We start from the raw sequence: 14,276 nt of genomic DNA on the forward strand, positions 1-14,276 counted from the left end.
GTCCGGCGAATTCGATCACCTGTCGTTAGGCTGCTCGATCGTGGACGTCAGCAGAATCGCCAGCCCGGTGACCGGGGTCGTCGGACGCTTCCTCCTCGGGGTCAGGCTGCTCCTGCGCGGACTGGGCATGTACGTCCGCAGCCCGAAGCTCATGCTGCTCGGTCTGGTGCCGGCGCTGATCTCCGGCGCGCTCTTCGTGGTCGCGATCGCCACCCTCGTGTACTTCGTGGACGACCTCGCCGCCCTGGTCACCCCGTTCGCCGACGACTGGTCGAGCACCGGCCGCAGCCTGGTCCGGGTGATCGCCGGGCTGGCCTTCATCGGGCTCGGTGGCCTGCTCGCGGTAGTCAGCTTCACCGCGGTCACCCTGGTCATCGGTGACCCGTTCTACGAGAAGATCTCCGAGATGGTGGAGGAGCGGCTCGGCGGCACCCCGGACGCCGTGGACGTGCCGTTCTGGTCGTCACTGCGCCGCAGCCTCGCCGACTCGGTACGCCTGGTGGCCCTCACGGCGCTGGTCGGCATCCCGCTCTTCTTCGCCGGTTTCATTCCGGTGGTCGGCCAGACGGTCGTCCCGGTGATCGGGGCGGCGGTGGGTGGCTGGTTCCTCGCCGTCGAGCTGGTCGGAGCGCCGTTCTACCGACGTGGCATGCGGTTGCCGCAACGCCGGACGATCCTCAAGGCGGACCGGCCCATGGCGCTCGGCTTCGGGGTGGCGGTCTTCCTCTGCTTCCTCATTCCGCTCGGCGCGGTGCTGGTCATGCCGGCCGCGGTCGCCGGTGCCACCCTGCTGGCCCGCCGCTCGTTGGGCCAGTCGATCGAGGAGAGCTGACATGGAGATCACCCTGGTCGAGGGGGACATCACCACCCAGCGGGTGGATGCCATCGTCAACGCCGCGAACTCGTCCCTGCTCGGCGGCGGCGGGGTCGACGGCGCCATCCACCGGCGCGGCGGACCAGCCATCCTGGCCGAGTGCCGGGCGCTGCGGGCGTCCCGGTACGGCAGGGGCCTGCCCACCGGCCAGGCGGTGGCAACCACCGCCGGGGAACTGCCCGCCCGTTGGGTGATCCACACCGTCGGCCCGGTCTGGTCGTCCACCGAGGACCGCTCGGCGCTGCTGCGCGACTGTTACGCCAACAGCCTGCGCGTGGCAGACGAGTTGGGCGCGACGACGGTCGCGTTTCCGCTGATCTCCGCCGGCATCTACGGCTGGCCGGTCGACGACGCGGTCCGCCAGGCGCTGTCGGTGCTTCGCTCAGCCAGGCCGGCGACGGTCACCGAGGCACGCCTGGTGCTCTTCGGCGCGGATACGTACGCGACGGCACGCGAAGTCTTCGACGTCGCGTAGGGCGCGCGGTTCCTCCTTGATCACGTGATGCTGACCAGTTGTCAGAAGCGGGTTCGAACTGGTCACCATCAAGTGATCAAGGATTCGAAGTGCGACGCGCTCGCGCGGCGCTGCCGCGCCCGCCGGTCCCGGCCGGCCCGTCGGCCCTCGCCGGCCCGTCGGTCCCGGCCGGCCCCGGGGACCCGCAGGCCCCGCGGGTCCGGCCGCAGATCTTGGACAGTTCCCGTTAGCAGCTAACGGAAACTGTCCAAGATCTCGTCGTATCGGTGCGCCATCGCCGGCAGTGGGCATACCGAAAGACCCCCGGTCTACCCGAGGGTCTTGTTGATGTGGCTGCTCAGAGGGCGGCGGTCTTCACCATGTCGACGAAGCCCCGCCAGGTGTGACGGTCGAACCGGAGCGTGCCGCCATCGCGATCCTTCGAGTCGCGGACCGCGACGACGCCCGGCAGGTTGTCCGCGACCTCGACGCAGTCGCCGCCGTTAGAGCTGCTTCGGGTGCTGGTACGCCATTCGGCGCCGGTCAGGTCAGCCATGTTCGTGCCTTCAAGAAGTCGATGGTGTGGCGCCGTGGAAGAGCCACTGATCGCAGCGTATCCCAGATGGCCCAGAGCGGGGCTGTCTCGTTGGTCAGTCGGCCGGCTGCCTGGTCGTCCAGGTATCCCACGTCGCCATCCTCGGTGGTAGCAATGACGAACGGCCCGGCCTGCCCGGCGTGCATGCCCGCGTCAAGCGGTAACACATGAAGGAAGGTGTTAGGCCGCTGCGCCATTTCGATCAGGTGGTCTAGCTGGGGATGCATGATGTCGGGCTCCCCACGGCGCAACGCGCATTCGTCGATGACTGCGATGAAGAGCGGGGGCTTACGCCGGTTAAGGACCGCCGCCTGTCGGCGGAGTCGCGTTTCGACGTAACCCGCAACCTCGTCCGCGTCCAGCAACCCGCTACTGAGGACTAGCGACGCGTACTCCGGTGTCTGTAGCAGACCGGGAATCACAGAAACCTGAAACGCGCGGAGGGCGGTCGCCTGAAGCTCTGTCTCGACCCACGGCCGCAGCCACGCCGGCTCACGGCGCTTTAAAACGTCCGGCCAAATGTCCCCCACATCAAGCCCTAGGACGCTCGCCGCTGCCGCTCGGTGGCGGGGGTGGGGAACTCTGCCCGGCGTGACCCAGCGTGCAACCGTCTTGGGGTCTACTCCCACCCGCTCGGCAAGACTCTCCACAGTCTCGCCCGAGTCCGCCAGTGCAGCCCGTAGCGCCTGATTCACGGTCGCCTCCTACTGGACGTCCCCAACGTCTATCGAACGTATATCTACGGGGTGTAGCCGTCCAGCTCCTCTGGGCAGGGTGTCAGATGAGCGGCACTGCTGGTGGAGGCGAAGCCCGGCGGCGGTGTCGGCCCGGGGCCGCCTCGTGGGCAAGCACTCAGGGGCGGCCCCTCCTAGCCCACGGAGGGGGAAACATGCCCGCAGCACCAGGACCGACATTCCGGGCCGGCGACCTGCTACGCCTGTCGGCCACCGCGAGCGTGCAGTTCCTGCGCCCGATCACCGTGCGGGTCATCCGTGAGTTGCAGTGGGACACGTACGACGGGTGGGTGTGGCTGGACGCGTACGAGCTGGGCGCGCGCGGCGACGCGATCGCCCGGCGTGAGCTCTACGTGCGACGCGAAGGCGTACAACCGCTGAACGTCCGGCCGACCATTCGCCGGCCGACCGCCCGCAAGCCCATCTGCGCCGGATGAGCCCGCGTCCGCGTCCGCATCACCCCGGGCTGCCGCACTGGCGCTGTACCCGCTGCGGTGTCCACTGGCCGTGTTCAGCCGCGCGGTTGTCGCTGCTGTCCCGCTGGCATGGCGACCGGGTCGGGATGCTGCTCATGTTGACCACGCTCGCGTGGGAGGCGTTCGCTGACGCGCTGAAGCTCGGCTTGCGCCCGGACCCCGCGGTGTACGTCGCGCGGTTCCTGAAGTGGACGCGCCCGCGCAGCGACAACCGAGCTGACTGATCAGGTCAGGTCGGCCAGGCAGGCCCACAGGGTCGCCACCGGTCGGTAGCCCAGCCGGGCGTTGATCGCCAGCATCGGCGCGTTGGCTTCGTCGTTCGAGGTGTACGCGACCCGTACGCCGGCTTCGGCGGCCCGGTGCAGCGCCGCCGTCTTGGCCAGTCGGGCGAGCCCTCGACCCCGGTACGTCGGGACGGAACAGGTGTAGTCCGACCACATCCGCTCCCCGTCCCGCTTGACCAGGCTGAACGCGGCCACCTCGCCGTCGACCTCGACGGCAGTGCTGGCGGTCTTGTCCAGTCCGAGGTTGTCCCACACGTCGTACTGCCAGCTCTCGAAGGTGACCGCGTCGACGGGTACGTCACCGGGTTCGTCGACGGCTGCGGCGACGTTCGCCTCGTAGAGCAGGTGCGGGTCCAGCTCGGCGATCGGCCGCAGTCGTACACCCGGAGGCGGCTCGGGCAGCGCGGGCGGCGGGGTCAGGTCCAGCGCCGAGTAGCGCACCTCGCGGCTGGGCGTGAAACCGTGCCGGCGGGCGAAGGGCAGCGAGTCCGCTGCGGCCATGGTGCGTACGCGGCGGACCCCGAGAGGGCGGAGGTGGTCGGTCGCGGCGGTCAACAGCGCCGTCCCGATTCCCCTGCGGCGGTGCTCGGGGTGCACGTGCAGCATGCTGACGTCGCCGAAACCCTGCACCGATGTCGAGGTGTTGGGCTCGGCGGACGTCCAGCCGACCACCTGGCCGTCGACCTCGGCCACGAACGCGGTCCAGCCGTCGATCGGCGGTGGTTCGGCGATCATCTTGCGGGTCGACTCGACCCCACGCACCAGGTACGGGTGGACGTTCGCCCGCAGGGCCACCACGCCCGGGGCGTCGTCGGGCTGCGCCACACGGATGCGCATCTCAGGCCCCCGTCCGTACGGCGGCGACGGCCTCGACCTCGACGAGCTGGTCGGTGTAGCCGAGCACGGCCACACCCAGCAGGGTGCTGGGCGGATCGTGGTCGCCGAAGAAGTCCCGGACCACCTCCCAGACGGTCACCAGGTCGGCCTGCCGCGACGATGCCACGTACACGGTGGTCTTGACGACGTCGGTGAGCCGCGCGTCGGCCGCGCCGAGGGCGGTCTCCATGTTCGCCAGCACCTGCCGGGCCTGCGCGGCATGGTCACCCGGCGCGACGGTGCGGCCCTCGGCGTCCAGCGGGCACGCCCCGGCGGTGAACACCAGGCGGGCGGGCGGCTCGACGGTGGCCGCGTACGCGTACTCGGCGACGTCGGAGAGAGCGGGCACGTGCAGCAACGCGACAGGATCCGGCATGCCGGCGAGGCTAACGACGATCGCGCACGGTGGCGACGCATTAACGCGCCGGGCAGCAACTTCAGGGTTGTTGCTGCCTCCCGACGCCGGGAAGCAGCAACAACACCGAAGTTGTGCGGATCTTGAAAGCGGATCTTGAGAGCGAGACGGGTCAGGCCGACGCGCGGATGATCAGCTCGGTATCGAGCATGACGGCCGGTTCGATCGCTTCGCCGGCCGCCAGCCGGAGCAGTTGCCGGGTCATCCGTCGGCCGAGTTCCACGATCGGTTGCCGGACGGTCGTCAGCGGCGGCTCGGTGTAGGCGGCGGTTTCGATGTCGTCGAAGCCGATCACCGCGACGTCCTCCGGCACCCGCCGGCCGGCCGCGCGCAGCGTGCGCAGGGCGGCGTGTGCCATCAGGTCGGAGGCGGCGAACACCCCGTCCAGGTCGGGATGGTCGGCGAGCAGGCGGTCCATCGCCGCCGCACCGGACTCCCGGGTGAAGTCGCCGACGGCGATCAGCTCGGGCAGCCCGGCGGCGGCGACCGTCTCCCGGTAGCCGATCAGCCGTTCGATCCCGGCGACCATGTCCTGCGGGCCGGCGATGGTGGCGATCCGCCGGCGACCACCGTCGATCATGTGTCGGACGGCGGCGGTGACCCCGCCGACGTGGTCCACGTCGACGTACGGCACGGGTACGTCGCCGAGCGGCCGGCCGCTGACCACCACGGGGATGCCGAGCCGGGCCAGCGTGCCGGGCAGCGGATCGGCGCCGTGCAGCGAGGCGAAGAGGACTCCGTCGACGTGGCGACCGGTGGTGTACCGCTCGACCCGCTGGTGCCCGGCCGGTGAGCCGGCCAGCATCAGGACCAGTTGCTTGTCGGCGGCCTCCAACTCCTGACTGACGCCCCGGATGATGCCGGGGAAGACCTGGTCGTCGGAGAAGACCCGGGTGGCCGCCTCCGGCATGACCAGGGCGATCGAGTCGGTCCGCTGGGTGACCAGACTGCGGGCGGCCAGGTTGGGCACGTACCCCAGCTCGGCGACCGCCCGGTTGACGGCCTCCCGGATGGGTTCGGCGACGGTGGTGGAGCCGTTGACGACCCGGGAGACGGTGGCCCGGGACACCCCGGCCCGTGCCGCCACCGCCTCGAGCGTCGGCCGCTGTGCCGTGGTCATCGCGACTCTCCCCCCGCTCGTCACAGCCCGTTCCGGGAGATCACCTCCTGGTACCACCGGGCGCTGGCCTTCGGTGTGCGCCGCTGGGTCAGGTAGTCGACGTGCACGATCCCGAACCGCTTGCGGTAACCCTCCGACCACTCGAAGTTGTCCAGGAATGACCATACGAGATACCCGCGCAGATCCACGCCCCGGGAGATCGCCTCGTGCGCCGCCCGCAGGTGCCCGTCGAGGTAGGCGATCCGGTCGTTGTCGATCACCTGTCCTGGCCCGGCCGGCGAGTCGGTGCCCGCCTTGTCGGGGAACGCCGCGCCGTTCTCGGTGATCAGCAGCGGCACACCGGGATAGTCGGTGGCGATCCGCTCCAACAACCGGGTCAGCCCGGACGGCTCGATCATCCAGCCCATGTCGGTGAGCGGCCCGGCCGGCGGCAGGAAGTGCACCGCGCCCTCGGTGCCCGGGTAGGCGCCGTCGCCGTCGCCGTCGGGGCGGCCGGCGACGTAGGTGGGCGCGTAGTAGTTGATGCCGAGCAGGTCGATCGGGGCGGCGATCAGCTTCTCGTCGCCGTCGCGGATGAACGTCGGCTCGACGATGCGGGCCACGTGCTCGCGTACGTCGTCGGGATAGCCCCCGGCCAGCAGCGGGTCGAGGAAGATCCGGTTGTGCAGGCCGTCGACCAGGCGGACGGCGGCGGCGTCGGCCGCGCTCTGCGGGTCCGCCGGCCGTACATCGGCCGGGTTGACGGTGATGCCGACGCTGCGCGCGCCGGCCGCCCGCAGCGCCCGCGCCGCCAGGCCGTGCCCGAGCAGCAGATGGTGTACGGCGGTGAAGGCCGCCGCGCCGTCCTGCTTGCCCGGCGCGTGCACCCCGTTGCCGTAACCGAGGTAGGCCGAGCACCACGGCTCGTTGAGCGTGGTCCAGGTGTCGATCCGGTCGCCGAGGCGGGCGTACACGGCGGTGGCGTACGTGGCGAAATGCTCGGCGGTCTCCCGGTTGGTCCAGCCGCCCCGGTCTTCCAGGCTCTGCGGCAGGTCCCAGTGGTAGAGGGTGACGATCGGGTCGATGCCCCGGGCGAGCAGTGTGTCGGTGAGCCGGTCGTAGAAGTCCAGCCCGCGCGGGTTGACCGGGCCGCTGCCGTCGGGCTGGATCCGGGGCCAGGCGACCGAGAACCGGTACGCCCGCAGGCCCAGCTCGGCCATCAGCGCCACGTCGTCGGCGTACCGGTGGTAGTGGTCGCAGGCGACGTCGCCGGTGTGGCCCTGGTACACCTTGCCTGGCGTACGGCAGAAGGTGTCCCAGATGGACGGGCCGCGACCGTCGTCGCGGGCCGCGCCCTCGATCTGGTACGCGGCGGTGGCCGCACCCCAGAGGAAGTGCTCGGGAAACCGGAGTTCATTCACGCTTTGACCGCACCTTCCATGATCCCGCCGATGATCTGGCGGCCGAACAGCACGAAGACCAGCAGCAGGGGGAGCGTCGCGATGGCCGTCCCGGTGAACACCTGCGACATGTCCTGGTAATACCCGTCGGACAGCGCTCGCAGGGAGAGCTGAACGGTCGGGTTCGCCGGGTCGTTCAGCACAGCGTACGGCCACAGGAAGTCGTTCCAGGTGGTCATGAACGTGAGCAGGCCGAGCACGGCCGCGGCCGGGCGCAGCGCCGGCAGCACCACGTGCCACCAGATCCGCGGGGTGCCGCAGCCGTCCATCCGGGCGGCCTCGATGAGCTCGTCGCTGATGGCCTGGCCGGCGTACTGCCGCATCATGAACACCCCGAAGCCGGTGACCAGCACCGGGACGATCACCGCGGGCAGCCGGTCGTTCCACTGCAACTTGGTCATGAGCAGATAGAGCGGGATCACGCCGAGCTGCGTCGGCACCATCATCGTCGCGATGATCACCAACAGCAGCGCGTTGCGCCCCCGGAAGCGCAGCTTCGCGAAGGCGAACCCGGCCAGGCTGGAGAAGAACACCACCGAGACGGTCACCGTGGTGGCCACGATCACCGAGTTGATCAGACCGGTGAGGAAGTACGCGTCGGTGTTGTCGAACAGGCGGGCGATGTTCGCGCCCAGGTTGCCGCCCGGTGTGACCGGGGGTGGCAGTTGGCCCATCGCGTCGTTGCTGCGACTGGCGACGACGAACATCCACCAGATCGGGAAGATCGACAGAACGGCGGCGAACATCAGGGCCAGGTAGGTGAGCGGGCTCGCCCGCCAGAGGCGGCTCATCGGGTTGCTCCTTTGCGAGGGCCGGCCCCGCCGCCGAGTCGGCGCAGGATCAGCACGTTGAGCGCCGCGACGATCGCGATGAGCGCGAAGAGGAGCCACGCCACCGCCGAGCCGTAACCGAAGTTGTAGTGCGGCGCGAAGGCGTTCTCGAACATGTACATGGTCAGGGTCTGCGACTCGCGCAGCGGCCCGCCGCGGATCGGGTTGGTGCCGGAGTTGAACATCCGGGGCTCGGTGAAGAGTTGCAGGCCGCCGATGGTGGCGATGATCGTGCAGAAGATGATCGTCGGTTTGAGCAGCGGCACGGTGACCGACCAGAACTGCCGGGCGCGGTGGGCGCCGTCGATCGCCGCCGCCTCGTACAGGTCGCGGGGGATGGCCTGCATCGCGGCCAGGAGGATCAGCGCGTTGTAGCCGGTCCACCGCCAGTCGACCATGGCGGAGATGGCCACCCAGGAGGCGACCCGGTTGGACTTCCACTCGATCGCGTCCATCCCGACCAGGTCGAGCAGCCAGTTGATCATGCCGAACTCGCGGCCGAAGAGCACCCCGAAGACGATCGCCACGGCGGCGGTGGAGGTGACGTTGGGGACGAGCACCGCCATCCGCCAGCCCGTACGCGCCCGCAGCCCTCGATTCAGCAGGTTGGCCAGCCAGAGCGCGGCGAGCAGCTGCGGCACCGTGGAGATGACGAAGATGCCCATCGTGTTGACCAGCGCGTGCCAGAAGTCGGCGTCGGCGAGCAGCCGGGTGTAGTTCTCCGCGCCGACGAACGGGTGGTCGGTGCCGAGCAGGTCCCAGTCGTGCAGCGAGACCCAGAAGGTGTACGCCAGCGGATACGCCCCGAAGACTCCGAAGATCAGGAAGAACGGGGCGATGAAGAGGTACGGCGAGAAGCGGGTGTCGAGCCGGCTGAGCCGACCCGACGATCGGCGTTGGTGCCCGGCTGCCGGTGCGACCGGCGGTCGGGCGTCGAGCTGGACGGTCATGCCCGGGGACTCCTTTCCGTCGTGCGGGCGGGACTCCGGGTCCCGGAGCCCGCCCGCACGCTGGCTCGGGCTACTTGGCGGCGGCCTTCTTCGCGTTGGTCACCGCGTCCGTCCAGCCCTGCGTGGGGCTGCGCTGGCCCAGTTCCACGGTCCGTACGGCGTTCTCCACCTCGGTGCGGACGGCCTGGTTCTTGGGGCCCATGTAGACCGGCTTCAGGCTCTTCGCGCCGGTGCCGAAGATCGCTCCGACGGGCGCCCCGGAGAAGTACGCGTTGGTCGAGCCGGCGATCGCCGGGTCGTCGAGCGCCTGCGGCGAGGAGGGCAGCGGACCCTTGGCCTTGAAGGCGCCGATCTGGCCCTTGGCGCTGGTCAGGAACTTCGCCAGCTCGATGGCCTCGGCCTGGTGCTTGCTCTGCTTCGGCACGGCGAGGTGCGACCCGCCCCAGTTTCCGCCGTTGCCGGGCACCCGGGCGATGTCCCACTTGCCCTTGGCAGCCGGGCCGGAGTTCTGCTCGATGACACCGGTCATCCAGGCGGGGCAGGCGATGGTGGCGAACTTCGACTGCTTGAAGGCCGACACCCACTCCTCGGACCAGGAGCCGTACTTGCCGGACAGGCCCGAGTCGATGATGTCCATGGTGGTGTCCCAGGCCTGCCGTACCGCCGGGTTGCTGTCGGCCACGACGTTGCCGTTGGTGTCGTAGTAGCTGTAGCCGGTGGTGTTGCCGGCGGTCTGCAGCAGGATCGTGTTGAACGTGTTGGTGGCCGCGTCGAGGAAGGACGCCCCGGTCTTGGCCGCGACGAACTTCTCACCGGTGGCGATGTAGTCCTGCCAGGTCGGCCAGAGCTTCGACACGGCGTCCCGTTCGGTGGGCAGGCCCGCCTTTTCGAAGAGGTCCTTGCGGTAGCACATGGCGATGCCGCCGACGTCGGTGCCGAGGCCGATGAGCTGCTTGCCGTCGGGGGTCAGGCCGGCGTTCCACTTCCACTCCAGGAAGTTGCCCTTGAGGTCGGCGGCGCCGTGGTCCAGCAGGTTGACGAAGTTGTTCGGATTCGCCTTGTACTCGACCAGCAGACCCTCCTCGATGGCCACGATGTCGCCGGCGCCCCGGCCGGCGGCGAGCCACTGGGTCAGCTTCGGCGAGTACTCGTCGAGGTTGCTGCCGGTGCCCCGCTCGACGATCTTCACGCCGGGGTGCGCGGCCATGTACTCCTGGTAGAGCTGGTCGTAGCCGAACTGGCCGAAGACGTCGACGGTCAGCGTGATCGGCCCGTCCGCCTCGGCGTCGTCACCGCCGCCGCAGCCGGCGGTGACGAGCAGGGCGGTCGTGGCGGCGAGGGCCACCGCGGCGAGGCGGCGGCGCGGAAAGACAGCCATCGGATATGGACCTCTCTCAAGGTGGTCAGGTGGTGGCAGAAGGCCAAGAGAGCGCTCTCACGTCAGGGTGGTGGCTTCCCCGGGCAGTGTCAAGAGAGCGCTCTCTCGAATCTGCGCGGGCAGCACCGGACGCACGACGAGGGCGTCACCCCCGTCGGGGTGACGCCCTCGTCACGTCGGCCGGGCCGCGCCCGGTGTCAGATCAGCCGGTACGCAGGCCGTCGAGCAGCGCGCGGTCGCCCGTGACGTCGAGGGTCTCGAAGCTCACCCGCCCCCAGAGCGCCAGCAGCAGATCGCTCGCGGTGCCGCTGACCTGCGCGCGGGCGTGGTGATCGTCGTGGTCGAAGATGGTCGCCGTGTCGAGCAGCGCCACCCCCTCGCCGCGCAGCCGCAGATACCACTCCTGATCCGCGTCCGTCGCCGCGAGCTGCACCACCCCGTGCCAGTCGCCCTTGACCTGCCGCCGGCCGGCCGGCAACCAGGTGTCCAGCACCTCGCTCACCCCGTCGGCGGCGAGCTTGGCCTCGACCGGTTCACCGGCGGCGATGGCGAGCTGGGCGTCCCAGCGGTGCACCGCCGTCTCGTGTGCCATCCGGCGCGGCCAGAAGCCGGCCTTCTTCGGCTGCGGCGCCCAGTTCCACGCCGGCGCCTCCGGGTCGAGCCCGTCGAAGAGGGTCATCAGCTGGTCGTACCCCTGCTGCCAGAGCTGGAGCGCGCTCAGGCCCGAGGGTGCCACGGACGCGTCCCGGCGGGCCGGTACCTCCGTCTGCCCCGACCCGGCGAACGAATAAACCCAGTGGTAGATGCCCGCGAGGTGCAGGGTGAGATCATTGACTGTCCAGCCCGGACAGGACAGCACGGGTGTCTCCGGCGGCGCCTCGGCGACCGCCGCGGCGAACGCCGGGCCCTCGGCCCGCAGCGCCCCAATCCAGAAGTCCTTGCTGCCCTGCAGTCTGCTCATCGCCATCCTCCCGGGGGTGCCGGGCCACCAGTAGGTGCCACGGCTGCCCATCAGCCTAAGGTGAAAGACGTGTCAGACGCCTACGCCCAGCCGACAACCGAAGCCGATCGTGCCATCCCGGGTCCACTGGCCGGTTACACCACGCTACGGATGGGCGGGCCGGCCAGGCGGATCGTGGCCGCGACCAGCGCCGACGAGATCATCCGGGCGGTCCAGGTCACGGACGAGCCGATCCTGGTCCTGGCCGGCGGCAGCAACGTGGTGATCGGCGACGCCGGCTTCCCCGGCACGGTCGTGCTGGTGCGCTCCCGTGGCCTGCGGGTCCTCACCGAGGACGCCGAGTCGGTCACCGTACGCGTCGAGGCCGGCGAGCCGTGGGACGACCTGGTCGCCGCGACGATCGGCAACGGCTGGGCCGGCCTGGAGTGCCTCTCCGGCATCCCCGGCTCGACCGGCGCCACCCCGATCCAGAACGTCGGCGCGTACGGCCAGGAGGTCGCCGAGACGATCACCGGCGTCGAGGTGTACGACCGGCTCGACGGCACCCGTCGGATCGTCCCCGCGGCAGAGTGCGGGTTCGCGTACCGGGGCAGCATCTTCAAGTACCAGGACCGCTGGGTGGTCCTCTCGGTCGACTTCCGGCTCACCCGCTCGCCGCTGTCCGGCCCGGTGCGCTACGCCGAGCTGGCCCGGGCGCTCGGGGTCGAGGTGGGCGAGCGGGTGCCGCTGGCCGACGCGCGGGCGACGGTGCTGCGGCTGCGCGCCGGCAAGGGCATGGTGCTCGACGCCGCCGATCCCGACACCCGCTCGGTCGGCTCCTTCTTCACCAACCCGGTGCTCGACCGGGCGACGTACGAGCTGCTCCGGGAGCGTGCCGCCGACCTGGGCGAGCCCCCGTCCTGGCCCGGGGCGGACGGCCTGGTCAAGGTGAGCGCGGCCTGGCTGATCGACAAGGCCGGCTTCACCAAGGGCCACCCCGGCCCGGACGGCGTGGCCATCTCCAGCAAGCACACCCTCGCCCTCACCAATCGCAGCGGCACGGCCAGCACCGGCGACCTGCTCATTCTCGCCGGCACCATCCGTGACACCGTGCACGCCCGCCTCGGCGTGACCCTGCACCCCGAGCCGGTCCTGATCAACTGCGCCCTCTGACCCCACCCCGCTCAGGGGAGGGGCCAGGAGAGGGTCAGCTCGCCGTGCCGCCAGCGGTGCGGGCCGTCACGCACGGGCCAGCCGTCGTCCCGCAGCCTGCCCACGGCCCTCAGCCAGCGCTGCCGTGGACCGAAGGTGGCGTAGGGAGCCGCGGCCTGCCAGGCGTCGTCCAGGGCCCGGATCAGGTCGTGCACCGCCTCACCCGGGACGTTGCGGTGGATCAGCGCCTTGGGCAGCCGCTCGGCCAACTCGGCGGGACTGCCCAGCGTGGTGAGCTTCGCGGCCAGGGTCAGCGTGCGCGGGCCGTCCGCGTCGACCAGCAGCCAGCTCGCCAGCCGGCCCAGCTCGTCGCAGGTGCCCTCGACGAGCGCCCCACCCGGAGCGAGCGCGGCGGTCATCGTGCGCCAGGCGTCGGGCACCTCGCGCTCGTCGTACTGGCGCAGGACGTTGAACGCGCGGACCAGCACCGGCCGGAGCCCGGCCAACTCGAAGCCACCCCGGGCGAAGGTCAGGCCGGGCGGGTCGGCGGCCGGCGTCGCGGCGGCCACCCGCGCCGGGTCGATCTCCAGCCCGACCAGGCGTACGTCCCGACGGACCCCGGCGGCAAGCCGGGCCCGCAACTCCACGGCGGTCACCGGGGTGGCGCCGTACCCGAGGTCCACCACCAGCGGATCGACCGCCGCCCGCAGCCGGTCGGCGCAGGTCGCGACGATCCAGTTGTCCACCCGGCGCAGCCGGTTCGGGTTGGTGGTGCCCCGGGTGACCACGCCGAGCGGTCGGCGTCGTGGAGCCCCGCTCATCGGTCCTGTCCCCGACTCAGGAGACCCGGTGCACCTTGTGCTGCGCCGCCTGCGCCCGTGGCCGGACCACCAGCCGGTCGATGTTGACGTGCTCCGGGCGGGTGGCGCACCAGGCGATGCAGTCGGCGACGTCCTCGGCGACCAGCGGCCCCGGCACCCCGGCGTAGACGGCGGCCGCCCGCTCGGCGTCGCCCTCGAAGCGGACCAGCCCGAACTCGTCGGTCTTCACCATTCCCGGGTCGATCTCGATGACCCGCAGCGGCCGGCCACACAGCTCCAGGCGGAGCGTGCCGGCGATGGCGGTCTGCGCGTGCTTCGCCGCGGTGTAGCCGCCGCCACCCTCGTACACGGTCAGGCCGGCGGTGGAGGAGACCACCACGATGGTGCCGGAACTGGACGCCTCCAGCGCCGGCAGCAGCGCCTGGGTGACCCGCAGGGTGCCGAGCACGTTCACGTCGTACATCCACTGCCAGTCGGCGACCGAGCCGGACTCCACCGGGTCCAGCCCGCGTGCTCCGCCGGCGTTGTTCACCAGGAGGGTGACCGGCCCGGGCGCCTGGGCGGCGGCCTCGGCCAACCGGGCCACCGACTCGTCCGAGGTGACGTCGCAGGTCACCGCGGTGGCCTGCCCGCCGGCGGCGGTGATCTCGGCGACCAGGTCGGCGAGCCGTTCGGCGCGGCGGGCGGCGGCGAGCACGTGGAAACCCTCGGCGGCGAGCCGGCGGGCGGTGGCCGCTCCGATCCCGCTGGACGCTCCGGTGACGATGGCGACAGAGGTCATCCGGTCATTGTCGCCCCGGTCGTCCGAGGCCTTGCGATCGGGCGCGGGGCTTCGCCGTGCGGGCCGACGGTTGATGAGGTCCGTCACCCCGGCCGGCCGCGCCGACGCATTTCCGTAGCCCGATGGGGAAGATGACATCCGGCGTACAGGTTGACCG

The 14,276-nt window shown here is 70.8% G+C and carries 17 protein-coding genes; 5 read left to right on the forward strand and 12 right to left on the reverse strand.

All coding sequences use genetic code 11. The features are described from left to right. Positions 1-40: 40 nt before the first annotated feature. Positions 41-832, forward strand: coding sequence for an EI24 domain-containing protein (locus ACFYPR_RS01635; protein WP_354859795.1), 792 nt, complete (start codon positions 41-43; stop codon positions 830-832). Between the two features lies 1 nt (position 833). Further along, positions 834-1,349 carry an O-acetyl-ADP-ribose deacetylase gene (locus tag ACFYPR_RS01640; RefSeq protein ID WP_387258294.1) on the forward strand — a complete coding sequence of 172 codons (516 nt, stop codon included), beginning with the start codon at positions 834-836 and terminating at the stop codon, positions 1,347-1,349. Positions 1,350-1,686: 337 nt separating this feature from the next. On the opposite strand, the gene ACFYPR_RS01645 is transcribed toward ACFYPR_RS01640, so the two are convergent. Continuing rightward, positions 1,687-1,875 (reverse strand): DUF397 domain-containing protein, encoded by a 189-nt coding sequence (locus tag ACFYPR_RS01645; protein ID WP_354859857.1) that lies wholly within the window; start codon positions 1,873-1,875, stop codon positions 1,687-1,689. Beyond that, positions 1,872-2,618, reverse strand: a complete 747-nt coding sequence (locus ACFYPR_RS01650) for a helix-turn-helix transcriptional regulator (protein WP_354859792.1) — start codon at positions 2,616-2,618, stop codon at positions 1,872-1,874. Before ACFYPR_RS01650 ends, ACFYPR_RS01645 begins: the two co-directional genes overlap by 4 nt. A gap of 194 nt (positions 2,619-2,812) precedes the next feature. On the opposite strand from ACFYPR_RS01650, the gene ACFYPR_RS01655 reads away from it, so the two are divergent. Then, positions 2,813-3,094: a hypothetical protein gene (locus ACFYPR_RS01655; protein WP_387258296.1), complete on the forward strand. Its 282-nt coding sequence runs from the start codon at positions 2,813-2,815 to the stop codon at positions 3,092-3,094. Positions 3,095-3,180: 86 nt separating this feature from the next. Beyond that, complete coding sequence (locus ACFYPR_RS01660) at positions 3,181-3,357, forward strand: hypothetical protein (protein WP_354859787.1); 177 nt, start codon at positions 3,181-3,183, stop codon at positions 3,355-3,357. Here the strand turns inward: ACFYPR_RS01660 and ACFYPR_RS01665 are convergent, their stop codons facing one another. The 8 genes from ACFYPR_RS01665 to ACFYPR_RS01700 all read right to left on the reverse strand — a co-directional run bounded on the left by ACFYPR_RS01665 (position 3,358) and on the right by ACFYPR_RS01700 (position 11,386). After that, the gene (locus ACFYPR_RS01665; RefSeq protein WP_387258298.1) at positions 3,358-4,254 is read right to left on the reverse strand and encodes a GNAT family N-acetyltransferase; all 897 of its coding nucleotides are present in this window, start codon (positions 4,252-4,254) and stop codon (positions 3,358-3,360) included. Position 4,255: 1 nt separating this feature from the next. Then, positions 4,256-4,669 carry a RidA family protein gene (locus ACFYPR_RS01670; protein WP_355135587.1) on the reverse strand — a complete coding sequence of 138 codons (414 nt, stop codon included), beginning with the start codon at positions 4,667-4,669 and terminating at the stop codon, positions 4,256-4,258. Between the two features lie 151 nt (positions 4,670-4,820). Then, positions 4,821-5,828, reverse strand: coding sequence for a LacI family DNA-binding transcriptional regulator (locus ACFYPR_RS01675; RefSeq protein ID WP_354859779.1), 1,008 nt, complete (start codon positions 5,826-5,828; stop codon positions 4,821-4,823). A 20-nt stretch (positions 5,829-5,848) separates the two neighbouring features. Beyond that, positions 5,849-7,228, reverse strand: coding sequence for a GH1 family beta-glucosidase (locus tag ACFYPR_RS01680; protein WP_387258300.1), 1,380 nt, complete (start codon positions 7,226-7,228; stop codon positions 5,849-5,851). Then, positions 7,225-8,058 carry a carbohydrate ABC transporter permease gene (locus tag ACFYPR_RS01685; RefSeq protein ID WP_354859777.1) on the reverse strand — a complete coding sequence of 278 codons (834 nt, stop codon included), beginning with the start codon at positions 8,056-8,058 and terminating at the stop codon, positions 7,225-7,227. Before ACFYPR_RS01685 ends, ACFYPR_RS01680 begins: the two co-directional genes overlap by 4 nt. Next, positions 8,055-9,047: a carbohydrate ABC transporter permease gene (locus tag ACFYPR_RS01690; protein ID WP_387258302.1), complete on the reverse strand. Its 993-nt coding sequence runs from the start codon at positions 9,045-9,047 to the stop codon at positions 8,055-8,057. The genes ACFYPR_RS01685 and ACFYPR_RS01690 overlap by 4 nt, the downstream gene beginning before the upstream one ends. 70 nt (positions 9,048-9,117) lie before the next feature. Then, positions 9,118-10,425: an ABC transporter substrate-binding protein gene (locus tag ACFYPR_RS01695; RefSeq protein WP_387258303.1), complete on the reverse strand. Its 1,308-nt coding sequence runs from the start codon at positions 10,423-10,425 to the stop codon at positions 9,118-9,120. A gap of 202 nt (positions 10,426-10,627) precedes the next feature. Continuing rightward, complete coding sequence (locus tag ACFYPR_RS01700; protein WP_354854558.1) at positions 10,628-11,386, reverse strand: maleylpyruvate isomerase family mycothiol-dependent enzyme; 759 nt, start codon at positions 11,384-11,386, stop codon at positions 10,628-10,630. 69 nt (positions 11,387-11,455) lie between these two features. Here ACFYPR_RS01700 and ACFYPR_RS01705 point away from each other — a divergent pair, with 69 nt between their 5' ends. Beyond that, a complete protein-coding gene (locus tag ACFYPR_RS01705; protein WP_387258305.1) occupies positions 11,456-12,538 on the forward strand; it encodes a UDP-N-acetylmuramate dehydrogenase in 1,083 nt (360 codons plus the stop codon). An 11-nt stretch (positions 12,539-12,549) separates the two neighbouring features. Here the strand turns inward: ACFYPR_RS01705 and ACFYPR_RS01710 are convergent, their stop codons facing one another. Further along, complete coding sequence (locus ACFYPR_RS01710) at positions 12,550-13,338, reverse strand: class I SAM-dependent methyltransferase (RefSeq protein WP_355064507.1); 789 nt, start codon at positions 13,336-13,338, stop codon at positions 12,550-12,552. A 16-nt stretch (positions 13,339-13,354) separates the two neighbouring features. Beyond that, on the reverse strand, positions 13,355-14,119 hold the full coding sequence (locus tag ACFYPR_RS01715) for an SDR family oxidoreductase (protein ID WP_355064509.1): 765 nt from the start codon (positions 14,117-14,119) through the stop codon (positions 13,355-13,357). Positions 14,120-14,276 lie beyond the last annotated feature (157 nt).

It is taken from the genome of Micromonospora sp. NPDC005254 (assembly GCF_042872525.1).
Lineage (GTDB): Bacteria > Actinomycetota > Actinomycetes > Mycobacteriales > Micromonosporaceae > Micromonospora.